The 24,709-nt window shown below is 64.8% G+C and carries 19 protein-coding genes; 7 read left to right on the top strand and 12 right to left on the bottom strand.

The annotated features are described in order from the left end of the window. Positions 1-25: 25 nt before the first annotated feature. The 7 genes from WH265_RS17295 to WH265_RS17265 form a co-directional block, all read right to left on the bottom strand. Positions 26-775: an electron transfer flavoprotein subunit beta/FixA family protein gene (locus tag WH265_RS17295; protein WP_182325050.1), complete on the bottom strand. Its 750-nt coding sequence runs from the start codon at positions 773-775 to the stop codon at positions 26-28. Positions 776-843: 68 nt separating this feature from the next. Then, on the bottom strand, positions 844-2,070 hold the full coding sequence (locus WH265_RS17290) for a CaiB/BaiF CoA transferase family protein (RefSeq protein WP_339559085.1): 1,227 nt from the start codon (positions 2,068-2,070) through the stop codon (positions 844-846). A 69-nt stretch (positions 2,071-2,139) separates the two neighbouring features. Next, a complete protein-coding gene (locus tag WH265_RS17285; RefSeq protein ID WP_339559084.1) occupies positions 2,140-2,949 on the bottom strand; it encodes an oxepin-CoA hydrolase, alternative type in 810 nt (269 codons plus the stop codon). After that, positions 2,949-4,106 (bottom strand): acyl-CoA dehydrogenase family protein, encoded by a 1,158-nt coding sequence (locus tag WH265_RS17280; RefSeq protein ID WP_339559083.1) that lies wholly within the window; start codon positions 4,104-4,106, stop codon positions 2,949-2,951. The genes WH265_RS17285 and WH265_RS17280 overlap by 1 nt, the downstream gene beginning before the upstream one ends. Positions 4,107-4,262: 156 nt before the next feature. Then, positions 4,263-5,459, bottom strand: a complete 1,197-nt coding sequence (locus tag WH265_RS17275; protein ID WP_339559082.1) for an acyl-CoA dehydrogenase family protein — start codon at positions 5,457-5,459, stop codon at positions 4,263-4,265. 142 nt (positions 5,460-5,601) lie between these two features. Next, a complete protein-coding gene (locus tag WH265_RS17270) occupies positions 5,602-6,798 on the bottom strand; it encodes an acetyl-CoA C-acyltransferase (protein ID WP_339559081.1) in 1,197 nt (398 codons plus the stop codon). A gap of 165 nt (positions 6,799-6,963) precedes the next feature. Further along, positions 6,964-9,084: a 3-hydroxyacyl-CoA dehydrogenase NAD-binding domain-containing protein gene (locus tag WH265_RS17265; RefSeq protein WP_339559080.1), complete on the bottom strand. Its 2,121-nt coding sequence runs from the start codon at positions 9,082-9,084 to the stop codon at positions 6,964-6,966. 121 nt (positions 9,085-9,205) lie between these two features. On the opposite strand from WH265_RS17265, the gene WH265_RS17260 reads away from it, so the two are divergent. From WH265_RS17260 to WH265_RS17240, 5 genes are all read left to right on the top strand, one after another. Continuing rightward, positions 9,206-10,117 carry a LysR family transcriptional regulator gene (locus WH265_RS17260; RefSeq protein ID WP_312987105.1) on the top strand — a complete coding sequence of 304 codons (912 nt, stop codon included), beginning with the start codon at positions 9,206-9,208 and terminating at the stop codon, positions 10,115-10,117. Between the two features lie 183 nt (positions 10,118-10,300). Further along, complete coding sequence (locus tag WH265_RS17255) at positions 10,301-10,738, top strand: tripartite tricarboxylate transporter TctB family protein (protein WP_312987104.1); 438 nt, start codon at positions 10,301-10,303, stop codon at positions 10,736-10,738. A 24-nt stretch (positions 10,739-10,762) separates the two neighbouring features. Further along, on the top strand, positions 10,763-12,307 hold the full coding sequence (locus WH265_RS17250) for a tripartite tricarboxylate transporter permease (protein ID WP_027010902.1): 1,545 nt from the start codon (positions 10,763-10,765) through the stop codon (positions 12,305-12,307). A 92-nt stretch (positions 12,308-12,399) separates the two neighbouring features. Further along, positions 12,400-13,101, top strand: coding sequence for a response regulator transcription factor (locus WH265_RS17245; RefSeq protein WP_339559079.1), 702 nt, complete (start codon positions 12,400-12,402; stop codon positions 13,099-13,101). Then, a complete protein-coding gene (locus WH265_RS17240; RefSeq protein WP_339559078.1) occupies positions 13,098-14,546 on the top strand; it encodes a sensor histidine kinase in 1,449 nt (482 codons plus the stop codon). Before WH265_RS17245 ends, WH265_RS17240 begins: the two co-directional genes overlap by 4 nt. Here WH265_RS17240 and WH265_RS17235 read toward each other — a convergent pair. The 5 genes from WH265_RS17235 to WH265_RS17215 form a co-directional block, all read right to left on the bottom strand. Further along, positions 14,509-15,420 carry a bestrophin family protein gene (locus WH265_RS17235; protein WP_339518327.1) on the bottom strand — a complete coding sequence of 304 codons (912 nt, stop codon included), beginning with the start codon at positions 15,418-15,420 and terminating at the stop codon, positions 14,509-14,511. The two genes, WH265_RS17240 and WH265_RS17235, sit on opposite strands and share 38 nt — an antisense overlap. A 79-nt stretch (positions 15,421-15,499) precedes the next feature. Then, on the bottom strand, positions 15,500-17,140 hold the full coding sequence (locus tag WH265_RS17230; protein WP_021026876.1) for a GMC family oxidoreductase: 1,641 nt from the start codon (positions 17,138-17,140) through the stop codon (positions 15,500-15,502). After that, on the bottom strand, positions 17,137-17,730 hold the full coding sequence (locus WH265_RS17225) for a sugar dehydrogenase complex small subunit (protein ID WP_339559077.1): 594 nt from the start codon (positions 17,728-17,730) through the stop codon (positions 17,137-17,139). Before WH265_RS17225 ends, WH265_RS17230 begins: the two co-directional genes overlap by 4 nt. 5 nt (positions 17,731-17,735) lie before the next feature. Beyond that, positions 17,736-19,154 (bottom strand): cytochrome c, encoded by a 1,419-nt coding sequence (locus tag WH265_RS17220; protein WP_339559076.1) that lies wholly within the window; start codon positions 19,152-19,154, stop codon positions 17,736-17,738. Between the two features lie 380 nt (positions 19,155-19,534). Continuing rightward, positions 19,535-20,842: a replication-associated recombination protein A gene (locus tag WH265_RS17215; protein WP_339559075.1), complete on the bottom strand. Its 1,308-nt coding sequence runs from the start codon at positions 20,840-20,842 to the stop codon at positions 19,535-19,537. Between the two features lie 395 nt (positions 20,843-21,237). On the opposite strand from WH265_RS17215, the gene brnQ reads away from it, so the two are divergent. Both brnQ and mqo read left to right on the top strand, forming a co-directional pair. Further along, a complete protein-coding gene (gene brnQ / locus WH265_RS17210; protein ID WP_339559074.1) occupies positions 21,238-22,557 on the top strand; it encodes a branched-chain amino acid transport system II carrier protein in 1,320 nt (439 codons plus the stop codon). A 225-nt stretch (positions 22,558-22,782) separates the two neighbouring features. Then, on the top strand, positions 22,783-24,510 hold the full coding sequence (mqo, locus tag WH265_RS17205; RefSeq protein WP_339559073.1) for a malate dehydrogenase (quinone): 1,728 nt from the start codon (positions 22,783-22,785) through the stop codon (positions 24,508-24,510). Positions 24,511-24,709: the final 199 nt, after the last annotated feature.

Genomic DNA, 24,709 nt, shown 5'->3' with positions numbered 1-24,709 from the left:
TTTGGTATTCCTTTGAGCGGCAGGCTTAGATTACTTTGGCTTCGTTCTTGAGCTTGTCGATCAGGGTCGCCACATCGGGCACCTTCACGCCAGCGCCGCGCTTGGCGGGTTCCTGCACCTTCAAGGTCTTCAGGCGCGGGCTCACGTCCACACCCAGGTCTTCTGGCTTCAACGTGTCGAGCTGCTTTTTCTTGGCCTTCATGATGTTGGGCAAGGTGACGTAGCGCGGCTCGTTGAGGCGCAGGTCGGTGGTGATGACGGCGGGCATGGACAGAGACAGGGTCTCCAGACCACCGTCCACTTCGCGGGTCACATTGACCTTGTCGCCAGCGACTTCGACCTTGGAGGCGAAGGTGGCCTGGGGCAGGTCAGCGAGCGCTGCCAGCATCTGGCCGGTCTGGTTGGCGTCGTCGTCAATCGCTTGTTTGCCGCAGATCACCAAACCTGGCTGCTCTTTGTCGACCAGGGCCTTCAGGAGCTTGGCGACGGCCAGCGGCTGCAGCTCTTCTGCGGTTTCGACCAGGATGGCGCGGTCCGCACCAATGGCCATCGCCGTGCGCAGCGTCTCCTGGCACTGGGTCACACCGCAGCTCACGGCGATGATCTCGGTCACCACGCCCTTTTCCTTCAAACGCACGGCCTCTTCCACCGCGATTTCATCAAAGGGATTCATCGACATCTTCACGTTCGCAATGTCCACTCCCGAGCCATCGCTCTTGACGCGCACCTTGACGTTGTAGTCCACCACGCGTTTGACGGGTACCAGTACTTTCATAGTCTCAGCTTTCTAACAATAAACTCTGGGCCCGCTGCGGCGTCGCTTGCCGCCTGCGGGCCACGGTATCAATCGGGCAAGGTCAGCACGCCTTGCGCCTGGAGTGCTTGCAATTGCGAATCACTCAAACGCAGCAGATTTTGCAGCACTTCGCGTGTACCTTCACCGAGTGTGGGTGGTGCGCGGCGAATCGGCAGGCGTTCGCCATCCATGCGGATGGGCGGCGCCAGCACGGCGGTGTGGCCGGCCACCGGGTGGGGCATGTTCTGCACCAGGCCGGCTTGCTGCACGCGCTCGGAGGTCAGCGCCTCATGCAGGCCCAGCACCTCGCCGCAAGGTACGCCGCAGGCATTGAGCCGTTCGATCAGCAGCGCACGCGGGAAGCTGCGGATGGTCTCGATCATCAGCGGCAGCAAGAGCTTGCGGTCCTTGGCGCGCTCCACGTTGGTGGCGTATTTGGGGTTGTCGGCCAGGTCGGGGCGCTCGATCACATCGCGGCAGAAGCGCTCGAACTGCGAATTGTTGCCCACCGCAATGATCAGCGGGCCATCGGCCGCCTCAAACATGCCATAGGGCACGATCGACGGATGGGCATTGCCAAAACGCTCCGGGTCCTTGCCCATGAACAGCGCATCGAGCCCGTAGTAGCCGGTGATGCTGACGCCGTTGTCAAACAGCGCCATGTCGATCTTGCGGCCCTGGCCCGTGCGCTCGCGGGCAAACAGCGCGGCCAGCACGGCCTGGGCGGCGCTCATGCCGGTCATCAGGTCCACCACGGCCACGCCAAACTTCAGTGGCGGCTGCGAGGCCTCGCCGTTCATCGCCATCAAGCCAGCCTCGCCCTGCACCAAAATGTCGTAGCCCGGGCGGGCCGCTTCCTCGGTGTCGGTGGCATAGCCGGTCACGCTGCAATAGATGATGTCCTGCTTCAAGGCCTTCAGTGCCTCGTAGCCCAGGCCCAGCTTGTCTGCGCCGCCATGCTTGAAGTTGTGGATCACCACATCGAACTGCGGCAGCAGCTCCAGGATCAGCGCCAGCCCCTCGGGCTTTTGCAGATCGACGGTGATGGACCGCTTGTTACGGTTCATGCTGTTGTAGTAGGTGGTCTCGGTCTTGCCAATGCGCAGGCCCCAGTCGCGGGTGTCATCACCCCGCTTGGGGTGCTCGACCTTGATCACCTCGGCCCCCAGATCGCCCAGCACCTGGCCGCACAATGGGCCGGCAAAAACACGGGACAGGTCCAGGACCTTGACACCCGCCAGCGGCAGGGCCGCGGCGTTCTCTTGCTCACGCATACTTGTCTCCTCGGATCACCAGGGCGGCCGCAAAATGGGCCCACCCGGCGTCACTTTTTTCGATCCATCTCAGCGGCGCAGCGCCAGGTAGTTGGCGGTGCGCTTTTCCAGAAAGGCCGCAATGCCCTCTGCCGACTCGGGCGTGCCCTGTGCCTGCACCATCAACTCGGCCTCCATGTCCAGCTGCGCTTCCAGGCTGTTGTCATAGGCAGCGCGGCACAGCGACTTGATGCTGGCCATCGCCTGCAAGGGGCCATCGGCCAGCTGCGCGGCCAGTGCGATGGCCTGCGCCAGCGCATCGCCCGGCTCGGCCAGGCGGTTGACCAGGCCCAGCTGCTGCATGCGCTCGCCGCTCACCCGGTCGCCGGTCAGGCACAGCTCGGTCAGCAGCTGGCGCGACAGGTGCTCGGCCAAAAAGGCCGTGGCGCCGCCGTCAGGCGACAGCCCCACCTTCACATAGGCGACCGAGAACGCGGCATTGCGCGCTGCCACCAGCATGTCGCAGGCCAGCGCCAGCGACAGGCCCGCGCCTGCGGCAGCACCCTCGACTGCGGCCACCACCGGCTTGGGGCAGTTGCGCAGCGCACGCACCAGGTCATGCAGGCCTTCGAGCAGCTCGCGGCGCTTTTCTGCGGGCTGGTCGCGGCGCGTCGCAATACGGCGCAGATCGCCACCGGAGCAGAAATGCCCACCGGCACCGGTGAGCACAATCGCGCCCACGGCCGGGTCGGTCGCTGCGTCCTGGAGCGCTGCGGTCAGGCCCAGGTAGAAGTCGGGCGACAGCGCATTGCGCGCCGCCTCGTTGTTGTTGGTCAGCACCAGCACGCCGCCTTCGCGGCGCGCCAGCAGCGCGGGGTTTGCGTTGCTGGCGGTCGTCATCAGGCGGCCTTGGCTGCAGCGCGTTCCTGGGCCTGCAGCGCCATGTAGCGCGCCAGGTGGTGGTCCATGTCGCCCAGCTGGTGGTCGATCATGATGATGCGCTTGGCGTAGTGCGCCAGCGGCAGCTCCCAGGTCACACCAATGCCGCCATGCATCTGGATCGCCTCTTCGGCCATCAGGGTGCCAATCTGGCCCACGCTGTACTTGGCGGCCGACAGCGCTTTTTCACGCTCGATGTAGTCGGGGTTGTCGATGGCCGCTGCCGCGTTGATGACGGCCGAGCGCGCCTGCTCGGCTTCGAGCAGCAGATCGGCCATGCGGTGCTGCAGCGCCTGAAAGCTGCCGATCGGCACGCCAAACTGCTTGCGCGTGCGCAGGTATTCCAGCGTGTGGTTCTTGGCCACATCCATCGCGCCCAGCGATTCGGCCGCCAGCGCCAGCAAGCCAAAGCCGCAGATGCGTTCGAGCAGCGCATGGCCTTCGCCCAGCTTGCCCAGCAAGGCATCGGCACCGACCTTGACATTGGCCAGCACCAGCTCGGCGGCATGGCCACCATCGATGCGGCCATAGCCCCGGCTGCTGATGCCAGTGGCATCGCCCGGCACCAGGAACAGCGAGATGCCGGCCTCATCGCCCACGGCGCCTGCCGTGCGGGCGGAGACCAGCAGCAGCTGCGCCTGGTCGCCAAACAGCACCACGGCCTTGCTGCCGTTCAGCACCCAGCCATCGCCCTCGGTTTGGGCGGTGGTGGCCACGCGGTTCAACTCATAGTGGTTCGCGGGCTCGTCATGCGCCAGCGCGGCAATCGTCTCGCCGCCGATGATGCCTTCGAGCTGCGCCTTTTGCGCCTCGCTGCCGGCCTCGGTCAGCGCGCGGCCCACCAGCAAGGCGCCCAGCAGCGGCTCTGCGACCAGGTGCGTGCCCAGTGCCTCGAACACCACGCTGATATCGACGCCATCGCCGCCAAAGCCGCCATCGGCCTCCTTGAACAGCGCGCCAATCGCGCCCAGCTCTGCCAGCTTGGCATAGGTATCTGCGCTAAATCCCTGGGCGCCATAGGCGGCCTTGTTGCGGTACTCGGTGCTGTACTGCTCGCTCAGGTAGCGGCCCAGCGCATCGGCCAGCATGCGGCGGTCTTCATCCAGTTGAAAGTTCATAAAAAATCTCCTTATCTAACCATGGCGCTTGCTGAGATCGCAGCGCCTGGAACCTGCAGGGCACAGCTGCGAGACGCCAGCAAGGGCCGCCCCGCAGCATAGGCGTCGTCCCCCTTCCAGGGGGAAGGCGCGCAGCGCCTCAGGGGGTGGCTTATTTCATAGGCCGAGGATCATCTTGGAGATGATGTTGCGCTGGATTTCGTTCGAGCCGCCGAAGATCGACAGCTTGCGGTAGTTGAAATAGGCCGCAGCGGCGGTGGCCGCCTCCTTGGGGCCCACGGGCTCGTCGGCGTATTCGGCAAACTGCGCCTCTTCGATAAAGGGCAGCGCGTACGGCCCCATCGCACGGCGGATCATCGACAGCAGCTCCTGGCGCACAACAGTGCCCTTGATCTTGAGCATCGAGCTCTCGGCGCCGGGCACACCGCCACCCGCGACCGAGGCGATCACGCGCAGGTTGGTAGTGGCCATGTTCAAAAGCTCGATCTCGACCTTGGCCATGCGGGTGGCAAACTGCGGGTCTTCGATCAGCGGCTTGCCATTGCGCTGCACGCGCTGGGCAATCACCTTGAGCTTTTCCAGCCCGGCCATCGAGAAGCCCACGCCGGCAATGCCGGTGCGCTCATAGGTCAGCAGGTACTTGGCATAGGTCCAGCCCTTGTTCTCCTCGCCCACCAGGTTGTCCAGCGGCACCTTCACATCGGTCAGAAAGACTTCGTTGACTTCCTTGTCGCCATCCAGGGTGCGGATGGGGCGCACTTCGACGCCGGGCTGGTTCATGTCGATCAGCACAAAGCTGATGCCCTGCTGCGACTTCACCTCTTTGTTGGTGCGCACCAGGCAGAACATCATGTTGGCGTGCTGGCCCTGGGTGGTCCAGGTCTTCTGGCCGTTGACGATGTAGTGGTCGCCATGGCGCACGGCCGTGGTCTTGAGCGAGGCCAGGTCGGAGCCGGCCCCCGGCTCGGAGTAACCCTGGCACCACCAGTCATCGCCATTGAGGATGCGCGGCAGCCAGTGGCTCTTCTGCGCCTCGTTGCCGTACTTGATCAGCACCGGGCCGAGCATGGACAAGCCAAAGGGCACCAGGCGCGGGCCACCGGCCAGTGCGCATTCGTCGTCAAAAATGAACTTCTGCACCGGCGACCAGCCCGTGCCGCCAAATTCCTGCGGCCAGTGGTAGGCCAGCCAGCCCTTCTTGTTCAGGATGGCATGCCAGTTTTCCTGGTCAAAGCGCGTCAGGCGCTGGCCGGCCTTGACCTTGGCGGCCAGGTCCTGGGGCAGGTTGTCTTTCAGAAACGCACGTACTTCGGCGCGGAAGGCTTCTTCTTCGGGACTGAATTGCAAGTCCATGGCTATCTCCTCATTAACGTGGGCAGGCAAGGCCTGCACATCTCAAACTCTGCGCTGCGCAATCTGGGTGATGCCCAGCAAGGGCCGCCCCGCAGCGGTGGCGTCGTCCCCTGGGGGATAGCGCGCAACGCCTCAGGGGGGGTCAGAAAATCTCAAAGAGGCCAGCGGCACCCATGCCACCGCCCACACACATGGTCACCACGCCCCACTTCAGTTTCTCGCCCCGGGCCTTGCGGCGCTGGCCCTCGAGCAGGATGTGGCCGGTCAAGCGCGCGCCGGTCATGCCAAAGGGGTGGCCGATGGAGATCGCGCCGCCGTTGACGTTGAGGCGTTCCATCGGGATGCCCAGCTTGCGCTGGCAGTAGAGCGCCTGCGAGGCAAAGGCTTCGTTCAGTTCCCAGAGGTCGATATCCTGCACCGTCAGGCCGTGGCGCGCCAGCAGCTTGGGCACGGCAAACACCGGGCCAATGCCCATCTCGTCGGGCTCGCAACCGGCAATGGCCAGGCCACGGAAGGCGCCCAGCGGCGCCAGGCCCAGCTTGGCCGCTTCCTTGGCTTCCATCAGCACGCAGGCGGCCGAGCCATCGGACAGCTGCGAGGCATTGCCGGCGGTGACAAAGTTGCCCGCGCCCTTGACGGGTTCGAGCTTGGCCAGACCCTCGAGCGTGGTCGTGGGGCGGTTGCAGTTGTCCATGGTCGCGGTGACGTCCTTGTAGCTGACCTCACCGGTTTCCTTGTTCTTCTCGGCCATGCGCGTGGCGCAGGGCACGATCTCGTTGTCGAAAGTGCCATTGGCCTGCGCCGCTGCGGTGCGCTGCTGGCTTTGCAGCGAGAACGCATCCTGGTCGTCGCGGCTGATGCCGTAGCGCTTGGCCACCACATCGGCGGTGTCGATCATGGCCATGAACAGGTCGGGCTTGTGCTCGACCAGCCAGGGATCGGCATCCGAGGGGTTGGTGTTGCTCGAACGGATCAGCGAGATGCTCTCGACACCACCGGCCACCATCGCCGGTGCACCATCGACAATGATGCGGCCGGCCGCAAAGGCAATCGCCTGCAGGCCCGAGGCGCAGAAGCGGTTGACCACGGTGCCGCCCACGCTGATGGGCAGGCCGGCGCGCACCGCCGCCTGGCGGCCGATATTGCGGCCGGTCGTCCCTTCGGGGTAGCCGCAGCCCAGCACCACGTCTTCGATCAGGGCCGGGTCGATGCCGGCGCGCTGCACCGCTGCGCTGATGGAAAAGGCCGCCAGCTGCGCACCGGGCGTGACATTGAACTCCCCACGGTGGGATTTGGCCAGCGGCGTACGCGCTGTCGAAACGATGACGGCTTCACGCATGCATGTCTCCTTGGGTCTGAGCGACCGTTGATTGTGATTTTTGTGGCCGCCAGCGCTTGTCACCCAAGCGCTAACAGCTATTTTTTATGTAGCAACCCGGGGTTTTGCTGTGCGAAAGCCCCGGGCTGCACTGCCGGCCTCGATGGACCGGATGGCGCGATGCGCTCAGGCCGCCTTGTTCAGGCTCTCGAAGTTCTCGCCCTTGTCCACCAGCTCCACCAAGAGGGGCGATGGCGTCCAGAACAGCGCGTCTTCCTTGGCGAACTCGCGGATGTCGGCCAGGATCTTGTCCAGGCCCACCATGTCGGCCCACTTCATCGGGCCACCCCGGAAGCGCGGGAAGCCATAGCCGTAGAGGAAGGTCACATCCACATCCAGCGGACGCAGCGCAATGCCTTCGCGCACCACATTGGCGCCTTCGTTGACCATCGCGGCCATGTAGCGGCGCATGATCTCGGCATTGCTGAAGCTGCGCGGCGTCACGCCAGCGCGCTGGCGCTCGGCATCCACAATGGCCAGCACTTCGGGGTCTTGCTCGCCCACGCGCGCGCCTTGCGGGTACAAGTAGTAGCCGCGCTGGGTCTTCTGGCCAAACCAGCCCTTCTCGGCAATGCGGTCGGCAATCTGCACATAGCGGGCCTGGGGGTTGCGCGTGGCGGCCTTGCGCTTGCGCGTGGCCCAGCCAATGTCGCCACCGGCCAGGTCGGCGACCTGGAAGGGGCCCATGGGGTAGCCGAACTCGCGCACCGCCTCGTCGATCTGGTAGGGCGAGGCACCGTCTTCAAGCAGGTAGTTGGCCGCCTCGCGGTACACGGCCAGAATGCGGTTGCCGATAAAGCCATCGCAGACGCCGGCGCGCACGGGCACCTTCTTCATGCGGCGGGCCAGCTCGAAAGCAGTGGCCACCACATCGGCGCTCACCTTGGCGGGCACGACGATCTCCAGCAGCTTCATGATGTTGGCGGGGCTGAAGAAGTGCAGACCGATGACATCCTGCGGGCGCGAGATGCTCGCGGCAATCGCATCGATATCCAGGTAGGAGGTGTTGGTGGCAATCACCGCGCCGCTCTTGCAGACCTTGTCCAGTTCGGCAAACACGGCCTTCTTGACGCCCATCTCTTCAAACACCGCCTCGATCACCAGGTCCACCTGGGCGAGCGCGGCGTAGTCGGTGCTGCCGCTGTAGCGCGCCATGATGGCGGCCTTTTTCTCGGCCGTCATGCGGCCCTTGGCGATCAGGCCGTCGTAGACCTTTTCGACATTGGCGCGGCCCCGGGCGATGGATTCCTCATCGCGCTCGACCATCACCACCGGCAGGCCGGCATCGAGAGCCGCCACGGTGATGCCGGCGCCCATGGTGCCGCCACCCACCACACCGATGCTGTTCAGGGCGCGCGGTGCCGCGGCCTTGGCCTCGGGGATCTTGGCGGTTTCACGCTCGGCAAAGAAGGCGTGGATCAGTCCCGCGCGCTGCGGGCTCTCCAGGCACTGCACAAACAGCTTGCGCTCGTTTTGCATGCCTTGCTCAAACGGCAGGTCCAGCGCGCCTTGCACGCATTCAATGATCTTGCCGGGCGAGAACAGGCCCCGGCTTTTCTTGGCCGACTCGGCCTTGGCAGCATCGAGTTCGGCCTGGGATGCCGCCTTGTCGGCCAGCGCGCTGGCTTCGCGGGTGCGGCGCACGGGGGCGTTCTGGGCCAGCAGTGCGTTGGCATAGGCCAGGCCGGCCGTGCGGGCATCGCTGCCTGCGGGCTCGACCTGGTCGACCAGGCCCATGGCCAGCGCTTCTTCGGCGCTGGCGTGGCGGCCCGAGAGCATCAGATCGAGCGCAGCCTTGACGCCGATCAGGCGCGGGGTGCGCTGCGTGCCACCGGCGCCGGGCAGCAGGCCCAGCTGCACCTCGGGCAGGCCCAGCTTGGCGCCGGATACCGCCAGCCGGTAGTGGCAGGACAGCGCCACTTCCAGGCCACCGCCCAGCGCCGGGCCGTGGATGGCAGCCACGACCAGCTTGTCGCTGTTCTCCAGCTGCACCAGCACATCGGGCAGGCTGGGCGGCATCGCAGGCTTGCCAAATTCACGGATATCGGCACCGGCAATAAAGGCCTTGCCACTGCCTACCAGCAAGATGGCCTGGACCTGCGCATCGCTGCGCGCCTGGGCCACGGCATCGGCCAGGCCCTGGCGCACGGCCTGGCTCAAGGCGTTGACGGGGGGGTTCTGGATGGTGACGACCAATACCTGCCCTTCGCGGGCAAGGCTCACCACCGCAGCGTTCTCTGCGCTCATGCATGTCTCCTGGTTGTTCAATCGAAAACGGGTTGCGAACCATTGTCAGTGCAACTAGGCTAATTTGACAATCACATAGAGGATTGACAGACTGTCAAAAGAATTTGGACAATCGCATCCCATGGACCACAACGCCCTCACCTTGCTGGTGGAAATCATCGACTCCGGCAACCTCAGCCGCGCTGCTGCCAAGCTCAAGATGAGCCGCGCCAATGTCAGCTACCACCTGGGCCAGCTGGAGAAATCGGTGGGCGTGCAGCTGGTGCGCCGCACCACGCGCCGGGTCGAGCCCACCGAGGTGGGCCTGCGCCTGTATGAGCATGGCCGCAGCATCCGCAATGAGTTGGCCGCCGCCAGCGAAACCATCCGCAGCCTGGGCAAGGGCCTGCAAGGCCGGGTCGGGCTGGCGGTTCCCAGCGGCTATGGCCAGCTGGTGATGAGCGACTGGCTGATCGCCTTCAAGCGCCTCTACCCCGACATCGTGCTCGATGTGATCTTTGAGAACCGGGTCGACAACCTGGTGCGCGACGAAGTGGACATTGCGGTGCGCGTGCTGCCCACACCGCCGGACAACCTGGTGGCCCGCCACATGGGCGAGATGAACTATGTGGCCTGCGCCAGCATCGACTATGCCGGCCAGAACATGCTGCCCCAGCAGCCCGAGGACCTGCGCCATGTGCCACTGATCACCAGCGGCGTGGTGGGCAAGCAGCTGCTGGTGCGCGCCTACCAGGGCGAGCTGCGCAAGGAGATCCGGCTCGAGCCCAGCCTCATCTCCGAGCATTTTCCGTTTCTGCGCCAGGGCATCATGGCCGGCCTGGGCGTGGGCATCGTACCCGACTATGTGATCCGCGCCGAGGTCGAGCGCGGCGAGGTCGTCACCACCTTGCGCGACTGGCGGCTGAGCATTTTTGGCAACCACATGTACCTGCTGTGGATGCCCAACCGCCACCAGACCAAGGCCGTGCGCACGATGATCAGCTTTTTGCTCGAGCAGTCGCAGCAGGCCGGCAGCCTGCCTGCGCTGGGCTGAGCGGCGCAGCACCCCCTTCATTCGCATACCAACGCCGAGTCGCCCGCAGCACGCCTGCGTGCGCGACTTGCGCCCTGCAATCAGGTTCCCGTCAGGTAAGCGCCCTTAAGGTGGCGGCGCCTGCGTGCGTGCCCATCCTGGCCAAGAAGCGCGCCGGCATGGAACCACACAGGATTGAACCGAATGAAAATGACAAGAGACATCCATGACATCGTCGGCGGCCTGCTGATGTCAGCAGCAGGCCTGTTCTTTGCGCTCTACGGGCGCGAATACAACTTTGGCAGTGCCGATCGCATGGGGCCGGGCTACTTCCCGGTCGTGCTGGGCTGGCTGCTGTTTGGCCTGGGCCTGCTGCTGGCGATACCCGCCTGGTGGCGCCAGGGCAGCCCCATCGTGCTGCAGTGGGGCAACCTGTTCTGGTCGGTGGCCAGCCTGCTGGCCTTTGCGCTGCTGCTCTACCCGCTGGGCGTGGCGCTGGCCGCGCTGGTGGCCAGCCTGGTCGCGCTGCTTGCGACCAAGATGCGCATCCGCACCCGCCTGCTGGTGAGTCTGGCCGTCGCAGCCCTGACCACCGTGATTTTTCCCATTGGCCTGCGCATGACGCTGCCTATCTGGCCCTGAGCCCGGCACTGACAAAGGATCTCTATGGATTTGCTTGGAAACCTCTGGATGGGCCTCAATGTGGTGGCCGATCCCTCGACGCTCTGGTACTGCTTCCTGGGCGTCTTTTTGGGCACCGTCGTCGGCGTGCTGCCCGGCATTGGTGCGCTGGCAGCCATCTCGCTGCTGTTGCCCTTTACCTACCATATGTCGCCCACGGCGGCCATCATCATGCTGGCCGGGGTCTACTACGGCGCGCAGTATGGCGGCTCCACCGCCTCCATCTTGCTGAACCTGCCCGGTTCACCGTCCTCGGCGGTGACCTGTCTGGACGGCTACCCGATGGCGCGCAAGGGCAAGGCCGGGGTGGCGCTCTTTGTCACGACGATTGCTTCGCTGGTCGGCGCCATGTCCGGCCTGATCCTGCTGGTGCTGTTCTCGCCGGCGATCTCCAAGATCGGCCTGCAGTTTGGCCCCACCGAGTTCTTCTCGATGATGCTGCTGGGCCTGGTGGCCGCCTCGTCGATGAGCGCCGGCTCGGCCACCAAGGGCCTGTGCATGGTGGTGTTCGGCCTGCTGCTGGGCATGATCGGCACCGATGTGAACTCGGGCGTGGCACGCTACTCCTTTGACATCCCCGAGCTGATGGACGGTGTCAACCTGGTGGCGCTGGCGATGGGCCTGTTTGGTGTGGCCGAGGTGATCCGCTGCATCAACCTGGCCGATGCCAACCAGAAGCCCGACAAGGTCACGCTTCGCTCGATGGTGCCTGAGCGCGAAGAGTTCCGCGCCACCATCAAGCCGATGCTGCGCGGCTCGGCGCTGGGCTCGTTCCTCGGTGCGCTGCCGGGCGTGGGCCCGTCGATTGCGTCCTTCATGTCCTACGCGATTGAAAAGCGCGTCGCCAAAGACCCGAGCCGCTTTGGCCATGGCGCCATCGAAGGCATCACCGCGCCCGAGTCGGCCAACAATGCCGCTGCACAAACCGCCTTTGTGCCCTCGCTGTCCATCGGTATTCCGGGCGACGCGGTGATGGCCGTGATGCTGGGCGCGCTGATCATCCACGGTATCCAGCCCGGCCCGATGCTGATGACCGAGCAGCCTGAGCTGTTCTGGGGGCTGATCGTCAGCTTTGCAATCGGCAATATCTTCCTGGTGATCCTGAACCTGCCCACCATCGGGCTGTGGGTCGCGCTGCTGCGCATTCCCTTTGCCTGGATGTACCCGGCGATCCTGGTGTTTGTCGCGCTGGGCGTCTACAGCGTCAACAACAACCTGTTCGACATCTACATGGTGGCCGTGCTGGGCATCATCGGCTATGTGCTGATGGTGCTGCGCTTTGAGGCCGCACCGCTGCTGCTGGGCTATATCCTGGGGCCGATGCTCGAAGAAAACCTGCGCCGCGCGATGCTGCTCTCGCGTGGCGATGCCTCGGTGTTCTTCAACCGCCCGATCAGCGCCTCCTTGCTGGCATTGACGGCGGCGATCCTGCTGTGGGCCATCTGGTCGGGCGTGCGCAAATCGCGCAAGGAAGCCCGGGCCTTTGCCCAGGCGCAAGACAGTGCTGTACCCGCTGCGGCATCGTCCTGACCGTTTGCACTCCAGTGTGCGCCTGTTCCAGCCTTCCGGCCGGAACAGGCTTTTTTCTGGCTGCGCCACTTTGCTTTTGCTAGTCTTGGGCCATGCGAATTCTTGTGATTGAAGACGACGCGGTGCTGCGCGATGTGGTGGTCAGCAGCCTGCGCGATGCGGGCCACCATGTGGACCAGGCGGCCGACCTGGGCGCGGCCGAGCACTGGTGGCGGGTGCAGCGCTTTGATGCCATCTTGCTCGACCTGAACCTGCCTTGCAGCGCCGTGCGCGGCAGTGCGATGGGCAGCGGCCTGGCCCTGCTGCAGCAGGCGCGGCGCCGTGGCGACAACACGCCTGTGCTGGTGCTCACCGCCCGCAACCAGACCCCGGACCGCATCGCCGGCCTGGACAGTGGCGCCGACGACTACCTGGGCAAGCCCTTTGAACTGGCCGAGGTCGAGGCCCGGCTGCGCGCGCTGGTGCGCCGCGCGATTGGCACGCAGGACATATCGACCGTGGGCCAGCTCAGCCTGGAGCGCAACAACCGGCGCTTTCGCGTGGGTGCGCAGCCGCTGGACCTGCCGGCGCGCGAGTTCGAAGTGCTCTGGGAGCTGATGAGCCCGCCCGGCCGCGCAGTGAGCAAGCGCAGCCTGTCGGACAAGCTTTCGGACTTTGATGAAGCACTGGGCGACAACGCGCTCGAAGCCTTTATCTCGCGGCTGCGCAAAAAGCTGCAGCACAGCGGCGCAGCCATCCGCACGCTGCGCGGCATTGGCTACCTGATCGAGGCCGACAGCGGCGATGCCGCATGAGCACCACCGCCACCACCACATCCACCACGGCCCGCTCCAGCCCGCTGCCATCGCTGCGCATGCGCGTGCTGCGCCATGTGCGCTGGCCGCTGGTCTGGACCTGGCTGCTGGGCACCGTGTTCATGATGGCGCTGGCCAACCATTTCACCCAAAGTGCCTTTGACCGCGCGCTGCTCGATGACGCCTATGCAATAGCCTCGCACCTGCGCGCCGATGACGAGGGTGAGGTGGCCCTGCAGCTGACCGACAGCGAGCTCAAGGCCGCCCTCTTCGACCAGGCCGAGTATGTGTACTACGCCGTCTACCGCTCCGACGGCAGCCAGCTGGCCGGCGAGCCGCTGCCGCTCTTGCCCTGGGACGAGAGCGAGCCAGTGAGCTACCGCGAGACCCTCTACAACGGCCAGCTGGTGCGGGCCGTGGCGCTGCGCAGCGCCGTGGGCGAGCAGCAGCTGAGCATCGTGATGATGCACACCACGCGGGTGCGCGACAGCCTGATCCAGCATTTGTTCCTCTATGCCGCGATACCGCAGCTCACCCTGCTGGTGCTGCTGCTGTGGTGGCTGCACCACCGCATTGGCCAGGACATGGCGCCGCTCGCTGCGCTGGAACGGTCGCTGTCGCGGCGCGATGCCCAGGACCTGGCGCCCATCCCCCCCAGCGCGCCGGCGACCACGCGCGAGATCGAGCAGCTGCGCCAGACCACCAATGCGCTGCTCGCCCGTATTGCCGACAACGTCGAGACCCAGCGCGAGTTTGCCGGCAATGTGGCGCATGAGGTGCGCACGCCGCTGGCCGGCATCAAGGCGCTGGCCGACTATGGGCTGGGCCATGCCGACCCTGCCGTGCAGCAGCAGCAACTGCAGCGCATCTCGGACAGCGTGGCGCGTGCCAGCCACCTGGTGGACCAGCTGCTGCTATTGGCGCTGAGCGATGAGGCCAGCGCCGTGCAACTGGCGCCAGTCGCCGCTGCCGAGCAGGTGCAGCAGGCGGTGCTGCGCCACTGGGATGCCGCCAGCCGCGCGCAGATCGACCTGGGTGCCGAGGGCCTGGACACGGCCTGGGCTGAGCAGCTGCGCATCGCCGCCGATGCCAACCTGCTCGCGGCCATGCTGGACAACCTGATCCTCAATGCGCTGCGCTATGGCGGCCAGTCGGTCACCGTGGCCTTGCAGGCCGCCGGCGATGGCTGCAGCGCCGAGCTGGCCGTCATCGACGATGGCCCGGGCATGAGCGAGGAACAATGCCAGGCCGCCATGCAGCGCTGGCAGCAAGGGCCCAGCGGCCAGTCGCTCGGCCAGGGTGCAGGCCTGGGCCTGGCGATTGTGGCCAAGCTGGCCCATCTGCAGCAGGCGCGGTTCCGGCTGTCGCCGCGCTCAGAGGGCGCAGGACTGCGTGCCAGCCTGGTCTTCAGTGCAGTACAAAATCGCGCACCTGGGGAGCCTTAGCCAGCGGCGCCTCGCCCAGCATCTCCAGCACCGAGGACTCAATGCCATAGACCATCGCATCCAGCGCCAGGTCATTGGCCTCCATGCCAAAGGGGTGCTCCAGCTCGGCGCCCAGTGCCTCCAGCGCAAAGAAGGTGTAGGCGACAAAGCAGACGATCACCGGCGTCATCGTGCCGATGGAGTCCAGCAGGCCAAAGGGCAGCAAAAAGCAGTAGATGTAGATGCTGCGGTGCAGGATCACCGAATAGGTGAACGGAATCGGCGTGCTGGCAATACGCTCGCAGCCGCCCAGCGCACTGCCCAGGCGCGCCAGCGCCTGCTCGAACACGGGCACCACGGCCGGCGCAATGCGGCCCTGCAGGCATTGCTCACCCACCCAGCGCTGCACCAGCAGCATGGCCATGGCGGCAGGAAAGCGCGCCTCGCTGATCTGCTGCACCTCGCCTGGCGGCAGGAAGAGCGCCAGATCGGCACGCGCATCGCTGCCGCGCAGCTGGTGCTTGAGCGCATAGGCAAAGGCGCACAGGCGCAGCACCAGCACGCGCGTCTGTGCGCGGTCCTGGGTCAGGCTCAGCGCCTGGGCGGCCAGGTGCCGGCTCTCGACCAGCAACACGCCCCAGAGCGTGCGCGCCTCCCAAAAGCGCGCATACGAGGTGCTGTTTCTGAAACCCAGAAAGATCGCCAGGGTCAGGCCGATCAGCGAGAACGGCACAAAGTTCAGCGGCACCTTCCAGCTCAGGATGGAGCCGTGCAGCAGCGTGGCCACCACCGCGAGGATGGTGATGAGGATCAGCTGCGGCGTGATCGCCGGCAGGATGGAGCCGCGCCACACAAACAGCATGCGCAGCCAATGCAAGGGAGGACGGACGATCATGGCCGGTATTGTCCTGCTCGGGGCTTATCCGAGGGGAAAGGCTGGCCTCAGCGCCGGGCAGCGGCTGAGGCCGTGGTGCTTAGATTTCCTTGAGCAACTGGTGCGCAATACGCACGCTCAAGGCGGCCCCGGTCAAGGTCGGGTTCATGCACGATGCCGAGGGCATCACGCTGGTACCGGCGATGAACAGGTTGGGATGGTCATGGGTGCGGCAGTCGCGGTCCACCACGGAGTTGCTTGGATCGTCGCCCATGATGGTGGTGCCCATGATGTGCTGGCGGTCCTGGTGGTTGGTGTCCATCTTCAGCACATCGGCATTGAGCAGGCCGGCCATGCGCTGCAGGTCCTTCACCGCGAAGTCGCGGCCAGCATTCCAGTAGTCGTTGACGCTGTAGTAAATCTCGGGCACGGGGATGCCGATCGCGTCCGTCTTGGTCTTGCTGGGGACCACGCGATTTTGCGGCAAGGCCTCGGTCTCGAAGTCCACCGCCACGTTGAGCGAGCGGGCCGACTGGCGGCGGATTTCCTCGTCCAGCTTGCTGCCCAGCACGCCCTTGGCGATCAGACTGGAGGCAATCTGTGAGGTCGTCACCGTGTTGCGGAACTTGGTCTTGTAGCTGGGGATGTCCTTGCGGAAGGCGCCATCGCGGTAGTTCAGGTAGACCAGCAGCTCGGTCGGGCCCTGGCCCGGCCAGACATCCTCGTTCATCATGATGTTCATGCTGATACCGGTGTGGCCCATCAGGTTGCGGCCCACCTGGTCGGAGGAGTTGGCAATGCCGTTCGGGTATTTCTCCGAGGTCGACATCAGGAGCAGCTTGGGGCTCTCGATGCCATAGGCGGCCAGCACAAAGTGGCGCGCGGTCAGGCGCTGCGATGTGCCATCGGGCTTTTTGTAGTGCACGGCGGTGATCTTGCCGTCGTCACCGGCCTCGATCTTGTAGACCACGGCATTGTCGAGCAGCTTGGCGCCTGCGCGCTCGGCCACATCGATGTGCATGGAGCCGTCGTACTTGGCGCCAATGGGGCAGACCGGGTTGCAGTTGTTGTTGCCGGCGCAGACCGGGCGGTTGCCGTAGGGGCGGCTGGCGCGGCCATGGGGCTCGAGCACCGGGTTATAGCCACCGGGCTTGAGCATCTCGTCCATGCGCTGCATGAAGTAAGGCACATTGAAGCCCTTCATCGGGAAGGGCTTGGAGCGCGGCGGATGCGCTTCGCCGCCGTGGCCACTCTCGTCCTGGCCGTCGTAGCCGGTCACGCCCAGCTCGGCCTCGGCCTCGCAGTAGTAGGGTTCGAGCTCGTCGTAGCCAATCGGCCAGTCGCGGCCGCGTCCATACAGGGTCTGCAGCTTGAAGTCATTGGGGATCATGCGCCACAGCGCCGAGCCAAAGTGCCAGGTGGTGCCGCCCACCACACGCAGGTACTTGGTGGGGTATTTCACCGGGCCGGTCTGCTGCAGGTAGTCGCCATAGGTCGAGGGGATATGCGGCGGATTGGGAAACGGCGAACCCGCGCCCTGCAGCTTCATATTGGCCAGCGAGAGCTTGATCGGCGCATTGCGGAAGGTCTCGACGATGTCGGCACGGCGCACGCGCGGGCCGGCTTCCAGGATGATGACGGACTTGCCAGCCTGCGCCAGCTTGGCACCGATGATGCCGCCCATGACCCCGGAGCCGATGACGATCAGGTCGGCGTCGTATTGCGTTTGCTTGCTGCTCATGCTTGTGGGCTCTTCTGGTTGGGGCTGGCAGGCACCACGGGCTTGCTGCCCCAGGAATCGGGGCCACTGCCGTAGGTAGGAATATCGAGGATGCCGGCCGTGGGGCGGTACATCAGCGCATTGGCGTAGCTGATCAGCACGGCGTCAGCGTCTTCGCCGACAACGCCCAGGTACCAGGCCGAGACGATCTGGGTCGCGGTGGCGCGCAGCGCCGGGTCCAGATCGGGCGCAGCGAGCAGGTCATCGACATGGCTGATCTTCTGGCTGGCCACATGCTGGTGCAGCGCTTGTGCAGCGGCGGCAAAGCGGGCATCGCTCTTGCTCAGTGCCGCCAGGTAGCGCGTGGCCAGGCCGGCCGACAGCGGGCTGCCGCCGGTGACAAACTCCGACAGGCGCAGGAAATCATCGGCCGCCACGCTGGCGGCAAAGGCATTGCTGGAGCCCAGCACGGCAAAGCCGCCAGCGGCAAGCGCCACACCGCTGGCAGCCGCAGCGCCCAGCAGGCTGCGGCGCGAGATGCCCGCAGGCATCGCAGGCACCAGGGGCTTGGCGCAGAGCACGGCGGATTTTGGGAAAGAAGACGAGGTCATGCGGGTCAGACTCCAGACGAGGCAGCGGCCTTGCGGCGTTGACGGATCACGATGAAGGCCAGCACCAAGACCAGCAACACCACGGCAGCCGGCACGATGAGGCGGGGCAACTGCGCAATCAGCGGCGGCTTGCCACCGGCGCGCACGGCAGCCACATCAGCAGGCTGTACCTTGACGGCCGGGTTGCCGTACTGGGTGAGCACATAGTTGCTGACATCGGCGATCTCCTGGTCGCTCAACCGGTCGGTGAAGGACGCGGCATCGCCAAACGCAGGCATGAAATGGGCGCGCCCCTGCACCGTGCGGTCCACGCCGTGCAGGATGGTGGCGATGAGGTTGTCGGCGCGGTCCGCTCCCGTCACGCTGTTGTGGAACAGCGAGGGGTATTCACCATTGGCGGTGCCGCTGGCATTGGCCTGGTGGCAGTGGGCGCAGCTGCCGCTGAACACCTTCCAGCCGGCATCGGCGCCGTCGACCAGACCGCGCTGCGTGTCTTCGGACTGCAGGCTGGCCTGGCCATAGCGGTAGCGCGGCTGGGTCTCGCCGCCTGCCACCGCCTTGGTTTGCTTGAGGTAGGACGCCATGGCCTGGATATCGCTGTCGGGCAGGTGCTGCAGGCTGTGCTCGATGGCTTCGGCCATCGGGCCGGCGGCCTGGGCCTTGCCGGGCACGCGGCCGGTCTTGAGGTACTGCACCAGCTCCGCCTCGGTCCAGCCACCAATGCCATTGATGGCATCCGAGCTGATGTTGGGCGCATACCAGGCGCCCAGCGAGCCGCCACCCAGGTAGCGGCTGCTGTCTTCGGCCATCAGCGCATTGCGCGGGGTGTGGCAGGTGCTGCAGTGGGCCAGCGCATCGACCAGGTAGGCGCCATGGTTCCACTCCGGCGGCTTGCTGGCATCGGGTTTGAAGCGCTGGTCCTTCAGGTAGAGCGCATTCCACACGGCCATCGACAGGCGGATGTTGAAGGGGAAAGGCAGGGCCGTTTGCGGCGCGGCCTGGTCCACCGGTTGGACGCCATGCATGAAGTAGGCGTAGAGCGCCTCGGTGTCTTCATCGCTGATCTGGGCATAGGCCGTGTAAGGCATGGCCGGGTACAGATGGGCCCCGTCCTTGCGCAGCCCTTGGCGCAGCGCGCGGCTGAAGTCTTCGAGGCTGTAGCTGCCAATGCCGGCCGTCTTGGACGGGGTGATATTGGTGGCATAGATGCTGCCCAGCGGTGAAGCGATGGGGTAGCCACCGGCAAAGCTGGCGCCGCCCTTGGGTGCCGTGTGGCAGGCGGCGCAGTCAGCGGCTACCGCCAGCTTGCGGCCTTTTTCTACCAAAAGCGCATCGCTAGAAGCCGTGGCCGCTGCAGGCGCCGTAGCGGCCGACGCGGCTGCCGGCTGCGCGGGCGCTGCCGTCTGGGCCTGGGCCGCGTGCATCCCTGCCCACACAGAAAACACCAAGCCGAAGGCAGTCCTGGACCAGGAGCCGCCCGACTTTGACTTGCAAAACCGCATCGTGAGAGACCTTTGTTGTCGTACGACTCCCGCGCATGCCCGCCATGCTCGCTAGAGTCTTTTGTCGTATCTGCGACAAATTTTCGACAACTTGTACGACCTCTGCCGGGGCGCTCAGTTGTATCCCGGTGTTTTACTCACACTTCATCCAGCGCAATATGTGTTTCGCCAAGATGTGGTAACGGTTTCATACGCAACTAATAGAGCGCATGGAGGACGGCATGCGAGGGGGTGCAGCGGCACCCTCTGCCGCAGCGTGGATCTCGCAGGAAACCTTTGAATAGGCAGGAAAAAGCAGGTGCTCAGTCCTGCCCGGCCTCGTCATCCCAGCGCTTGAGCTGCGCCAGCTTCTCGCCAATCTTCAGCTCCAGTCCCCGGGGCACGGGCTGGTACCAGCCGGGAGGATCTATGCCATCTGGCAGATAGGTTTCCCCGGCCGCATAGGCATTGGGCTCGTCATGCGCGTAGCGGTATTCATGCCCATAGCCCAGCTCCTTCATCAGCTTGGTCGGGGCGTTGCGCAAATGCACGGGCACTTCGCGGCTCTTGTCCTGCTTTACAAAGGCCTTGGCCTGGTTGTAGGCGTTGTAGCCGGCATTGCTCTTGGCGGCCATGGCCAGGTAGATGACGGCCTGGCCCAGGGCCAGCTCGCCCTCGGGGCTGCCCAGGCGCTCATAGGTCAGCGCGGCATCGTTGGCGATCTGCATCGCGCGCGGGTCAGCCAGGCCAATGTCCTCCCAGGCCATGCGCACAATACGCCGGGACAGGTAGCGCGCATCGGCGCCGCCGTCGAGCATGCGCGTGAGCCAGTAGAGCGCGGCATCGGGGTGCGAGCCGCGCACCGACTTGTGCAAGGCCGAGATCTGGTCGTAGAAGTTGTCGCCGCCCTTGTCAAAACGGCGGCTGTTCAAGGTCAGCGCGTTCTGCAGGAACCCGGCCGTGACCTCCACAACGCCTGATGCCTTGGCTGCCGTGCTCGTTTGTTCCAGCAGGTTCAAAAACCTTCTGGCGTCACCATCCGCATACCCCACGAGGGTATCGACGGCCAGGTCGTCAAACGCCAGATCGTCAAGCGCATGCTCTTCCTGGGCCCGCTGGAGCAAGCGCTTGAGCTCCGCCTCTGTCAGCGACTTGAGCACATAGACCTGGGCCCGCGACAGCAGCGCCGAGTTGACCTCAAAGGAGGGATTCTCGGTGGTGGCGCCGATGAAGGTGAACAGCCCTGATTCCACGTGCGGCAGCAGGGCATCTTGCTGCGACTTGTTGAACCGATGGATTTCGTCCACGAACAAGATGGTGTTCTTGCCCTGCGCCAGATATTGCCTGGCCTGCTCCATGGCCTCGCGGATGTCCTTCACACCCGACAAGACCGCAGACAGGGCGATGAACTCGCACTGGAACGCCGTCGCTGTCAGCCGCGCCAACGTGGTCTTGCCCACGCCGGGCGGGCCCCAGAAGATCATCGAATGCGGTTTGCCGGACTGGAAGGCCAGGCGCAGCGGCTTGCCTTCTCCCAGCAGATGGGACTGGCCCACGACCTCGTCCAAGGTCTTGGGGCGCAGCGCTTCGGCCAGCGGCGCGGCCGGTTCCTGGCTAAACAGATCAGCCATGCAGGCCTCCTGCCAAACGACCCACCACAGAGAAGGCGCCCGCTGGCCGCGCCTCTGGGCGGGGCTGGTGCTTACTACTTTTATGCAACATGCCCCAGGTTATCCCCGGGATGAATATGCCTTTGATGATCTGAGTCACAACTTTTCGCAGAAAATAAGGGTTTATACGGATTCACGTCGCATCAGATACCAAAGGGCCCTTATTGGCCCAGCCTATAACAACAGCCCCGACAAGGACGCCACGCGCTCAAGGCCTATTTGCCGTAGGAGCTGCAGCCAACGCTCCACAGCACATGTCCGCATGGGGCCATTTTTCTGATGCCCGTCTCCGTGACTCCATTCGCCAGGTGCAGCCCCCTTAAGTGGGCGCCAACCAGCAAGAACCAAGAGCCTTTATGAAATCACTGAAAACCAGGGACATTATCGCCCTCGGCTTCATGACCTTTGCCCTGTTCCTGGGCGCGGGAAACATCATTTTCCCGCCACTGGTCGGCCTGGCCGCTGGCGAGAACCTGCTGGGCGCCACAACCGGCTTTTTGCTGACAGGCGTGGGCCTGCCGCTGCTGGGCGTGGTGGCGCTGGCCCGCGTGGGCGGTGGTCTGGACCAGCTGACGCATCCGATTGGCCGCATCGCCGGCCTGCTGCTGGCCACCACGATCTACCTGACGATCGGCCCCTTCTTTGCCACGCCGCGCACCGCCACCGTCTCGTTCGAGATGGGCATTGCCCCCTTTGTCGGCAACACCTCGATTGCGCTGCTGGTGTTCAGCATTGTCTATTTCTCGCTGGTGCTGCTGCTGTCGCTGTTCCCCGGCAAGCTGATGGACCTGCTGGGCAAGCTCATCACCCCGCTGCTGATTGCCGCGCTGCTGGCGCTGGGCGGCATGGCAGTGCTGGCCCCCGTGGGCGGCTACAGCACGGCCAACCCCGACTATGGCACGCAGCTGGCCGCCTTTGCCCAGGGCTTTGTGCAGGGCTACCAGACCATGGACGCCCTCGCCTCGCTGGTGTTCGGCATTGTCATCGTCAACGCCATCAAGGATGCGGGCGTGACCGATGCGCGCCTGCACACCCGCTACGCCATCTATGCCGGGCTGATTGCCGCAGTGTGCCTGAGCCTGGTCTACATCTCGCTGTGCTACCTGGGCGCCACCAGTGGCGAGCTGGCGCAGAACACCGTGACCGGCGTGCAGATCCTCAGCGCCTTTGTGCAGCACCGCTTTGGCAGCGCCGGCATCTGGCTGATCGCCGCCGTGATCCTGCTGGCCTGCCTGACCACCGGCGTGGGCTTGGTGAGCGCCTGCAGCAGCTTTTTCAGCCAGCTGACGGGCTTCTCCTACCGCAGTGTCGCGCTGTCCTTGTGCATCTTCAGCGCCGCCGTGGCCAACCAGGGCCTGGCGCAGCTGATCGAGATCGCAGGCCCGGTGCTGGTCGCCCTCTACCCCCCCGCGATTGCACTGGTCTCACTCAGCCTGCTGCAGCGCTGGCAGCAGCCCGCTCGGGTCTACATCCCGGTGATGCTGGTGGCCCTGGTGTTTGGCCTGGTCGATGGCGCCAAGGCGCTGCAATGGACCAGCGCTTTGCCCACCTGGCTGGACCACCTGCCCGGCGCCGCACTGGGCCTGGGCTGGGTCACCCCGGTAGCGGCCACCGTGGTCTGCGCCGGCCTGGCCGACTGGTTTTTGGCGCGCCGCCAAATACCGGTGCGCTCGTGATCACTGATTAACCACTTTCTGTTTTATGGATATGCAAAGCCACCGTTACTATCGGCCTCGGATATTCATTGGCACCCTTATTTAGAACCGCCTAAGCCAAGCAGCTCAATACCGTCAGAACAGGCACCCCAGAATCGGAGAGACATTGAGCCTGCTTAAACCATGGTTATTCATGGTCTTTTACGACAACACTGTCAAAATCCAAAAATTTGTGGAGTTTCAGCAATGACGAATCCAACAGAAAATCCCCAAGCGGCCTCCGCTGCCAAAGCGCCCAAGAAGGGCTTCACCCGTCGCAAGTTCGTCGCCTCGGCGGCAGCGGTCGGTGCGGGCGTGGTGGGTTACCAGTATTTCTTTGGCAGCCAATACCGCGCAGAAAAAGCGGACCGCCAGGTCGATGTGCTGCTGATTGGCGGCGGCATCATGAGTGCCACCTTGGGCGTTTATCTGCAGGAGCTCGAACCCGGCTGGAGCTATGAATTGTTCGAGCGCCTGGACCAAGTCGCCGAAGAAAGCTCCAACGGCTGGAATAATGCCGGCACCGGCCACTCGGCGCTGTGCGAGCTCAATTACACACCGATGGATAAAAATGGCAATGTGCAGATTTCTTCTGCCATTAACATTAATGAAAACTTCCAGGTGTCGCGCCAGTTCTGGTCGCACCAGGTGCGCGCCGGTGTACTGGGCAATCCCCGCGAGTTCATCAACTCCACGCCACACATGAACCTGGTGTTCGGCGAGGAAAACCGCTCCTTCATCCAAAAGCGCCTGAAGGCGCTGGAAGCCTCGCCGCTGTTCACCGGCATGGAGTCGTCCATCGACCCGGCGCAGATCAAGGAATGGATTCCGCTGATGATGGAAGGCCGCGACCCGGCCGAAGTGGTGACCGCCACCCGCTCGCCGCTGGGCACCGACGTCAACCTGGGCGAGATCACGCGCCAGTTCTACAAGAACCTGTCGTCCAAGCCCAACTTCAAGCTGAGCACCGGCCAGGAAGTGCGCTCCATCACGCGCAACAGCGATGGCTCCTGGCGCGTGTCGGCCTTCGACATGAAGGACAGCAGCAAGATCCAGACGGTGGATGCGCGCTTTATCTTCATCGGCGCCGGTGGCGCGGCGCTGCCACTGCTGCAGCTGTCGGGCATCCCCGAGTCCAAGGTCTATGGCGGATTCCCCGTGGGCGGCGAGTTCCTGGTCACCGAAAAGCCTGAGATCACCGAGCGCCACCTGGCCAAGGTCTATGGCCTGGCCGATACTGGCTCGCCTCCGATGTCCGTGCCCCACCTGGACACCCGCGTGCTGGACGGCAAGCGTGTGCTGCTGTTCGGGCCGTTCGCGACCTGGTCGAGCAAGTTCCTGAAGAACGGCTCCTACTTTGACCTGGCCAAGGCCACGACCTTTGCCAACGTGATCCCGCAGCTGCAGGTCGGCGTCAACGAGTTTGCGCTGGTCAAGTACCTGGCCCAGCAGCTGAGCCTGAACAAGGAGCAGAAGATGGACGCGCTGCGCCATTACATGCCCGAGGCCAAGGATGCCGACTGGCGCCTGTGGGAAGCGGGCCAGCGGGTGCAGATCATCAAGAACGACCCCGAAAAGGGTGGCATCCTCAAGCTCGGCACCGAGGTCGTCGTCGCCCAGGACCGTTCGCTGACCGCACTGCTGGGCGCGTCGCCCGGCGGCTCGACCTCGCCAGCGATCATGCTGACCCTGCTGGAAAAGGCCTTCCCCGAGAAGGTCAAGAGCGCCGATTGGCAAGCCAAGATCCGCAAGATCGTGCCGAGCTACGGCATCAAGCTCAACGAAAACCCCGCCATGCTGCAGCAGGAATGGCAGGCCACCGAGCAGGCGCTGAACCTGGCGATTGCCTCGCCCAGCCTGCACGGCGTGGAAGCCGGTGTGCAGCCCCAGGAAGACAAGGGTGCTGTCAAGAAAGTGCCGGACATGGCGCTGTGATAGGTACAAGCTGCCATACCACCCCTCAGCCATGGGCCCTACCTTAGACTGCGAGCGGCGCATACGATGCGCAGACCCAAACGCTTGCAATCCGCGTCCGGCAAGACAAGCGCCGTGACCCGCCCTTGCTGAGGTCGTCGGTGGGACTGCCGGCACCTGCCTAAGCCATTCGGCCCCAAACGCCCGATGCCATGCATCG

Origin of the sequence: Comamonas sp. MYb396, from assembly GCF_037479555.1 — a bacterium.
Lineage (GTDB): Bacteria > Pseudomonadota > Gammaproteobacteria > Burkholderiales > Burkholderiaceae_C > Comamonas.
This window is presented reverse-complemented; position numbering and strand designations above follow the sequence as displayed.

What these genes read in the sequence shown, in the direction of transcription:
- WH265_RS17225 (WP_339559077.1), bottom strand. Translation starts at nt 17,730, where the DNA reads ATGACCTCGTCTTCTTTCCCAAAATCCGCCGTGCTCTGCGCCAAGCCC.
- WH265_RS17220 (WP_339559076.1), bottom strand. Translation starts at nt 19,154, where the DNA reads ATGCACGCGGCCCAGGCCCAGACGGCAGCGCCCGCGCAGCCGGCAGCC.
- WH265_RS17285 (WP_339559084.1), bottom strand. Translation starts at nt 2,949, where the DNA reads ATGACGACCGCCAGCAACGCAAACCCCGCGCTGCTGGCGCGCCGCGAA.
- WH265_RS17240 (WP_339559078.1), top strand. Translation starts at nt 13,098, where the DNA reads ATGAGCACCACCGCCACCACCACATCCACCACGGCCCGCTCCAGCCCG.
- brnQ (WP_339559074.1), top strand. Translation starts at nt 21,238, where the DNA reads ATGAAATCACTGAAAACCAGGGACATTATCGCCCTCGGCTTCATGACC.
- WH265_RS17215 (WP_339559075.1), bottom strand. Translation starts at nt 20,842, where the DNA reads ATGGCTGATCTGTTTAGCCAGGAACCGGCCGCGCCGCTGGCCGAAGCG.
- WH265_RS17290 (WP_339559085.1), bottom strand. Translation starts at nt 2,070, where the DNA reads ATGCGTGAGCAAGAGAACGCCGCGGCCCTGCCGCTGGCGGGTGTCAAG.
- WH265_RS17255 (WP_312987104.1), top strand. Translation starts at nt 10,301, where the DNA reads ATGAAAATGACAAGAGACATCCATGACATCGTCGGCGGCCTGCTGATG.
- WH265_RS17295 (WP_182325050.1), bottom strand. Translation starts at nt 775, where the DNA reads ATGAAAGTACTGGTACCCGTCAAACGCGTGGTGGACTACAACGTCAAG.
- WH265_RS17235 (WP_339518327.1), bottom strand. Translation starts at nt 15,420, where the DNA reads ATGATCGTCCGTCCTCCCTTGCATTGGCTGCGCATGCTGTTTGTGTGG.
- WH265_RS17270 (WP_339559081.1), bottom strand. Translation starts at nt 6,798, where the DNA reads ATGCGTGAAGCCGTCATCGTTTCGACAGCGCGTACGCCGCTGGCCAAA.
- WH265_RS17265 (WP_339559080.1), bottom strand. Translation starts at nt 9,084, where the DNA reads ATGAGCGCAGAGAACGCTGCGGTGGTGAGCCTTGCCCGCGAAGGGCAG.
- WH265_RS17230 (WP_021026876.1), bottom strand. Translation starts at nt 17,140, where the DNA reads ATGAGCAGCAAGCAAACGCAATACGACGCCGACCTGATCGTCATCGGC.
- WH265_RS17260 (WP_312987105.1), top strand. Translation starts at nt 9,206, where the DNA reads ATGGACCACAACGCCCTCACCTTGCTGGTGGAAATCATCGACTCCGGC.
- WH265_RS17280 (WP_339559083.1), bottom strand. Translation starts at nt 4,106, where the DNA reads ATGAACTTTCAACTGGATGAAGACCGCCGCATGCTGGCCGATGCGCTG.
- WH265_RS17275 (WP_339559082.1), bottom strand. Translation starts at nt 5,459, where the DNA reads ATGGACTTGCAATTCAGTCCCGAAGAAGAAGCCTTCCGCGCCGAAGTA.
- mqo (WP_339559073.1), top strand. Translation starts at nt 22,783, where the DNA reads ATGACGAATCCAACAGAAAATCCCCAAGCGGCCTCCGCTGCCAAAGCG.
- WH265_RS17245 (WP_339559079.1), top strand. Translation starts at nt 12,400, where the DNA reads ATGCGAATTCTTGTGATTGAAGACGACGCGGTGCTGCGCGATGTGGTG.
- WH265_RS17250 (WP_027010902.1), top strand. Translation starts at nt 10,763, where the DNA reads ATGGATTTGCTTGGAAACCTCTGGATGGGCCTCAATGTGGTGGCCGAT.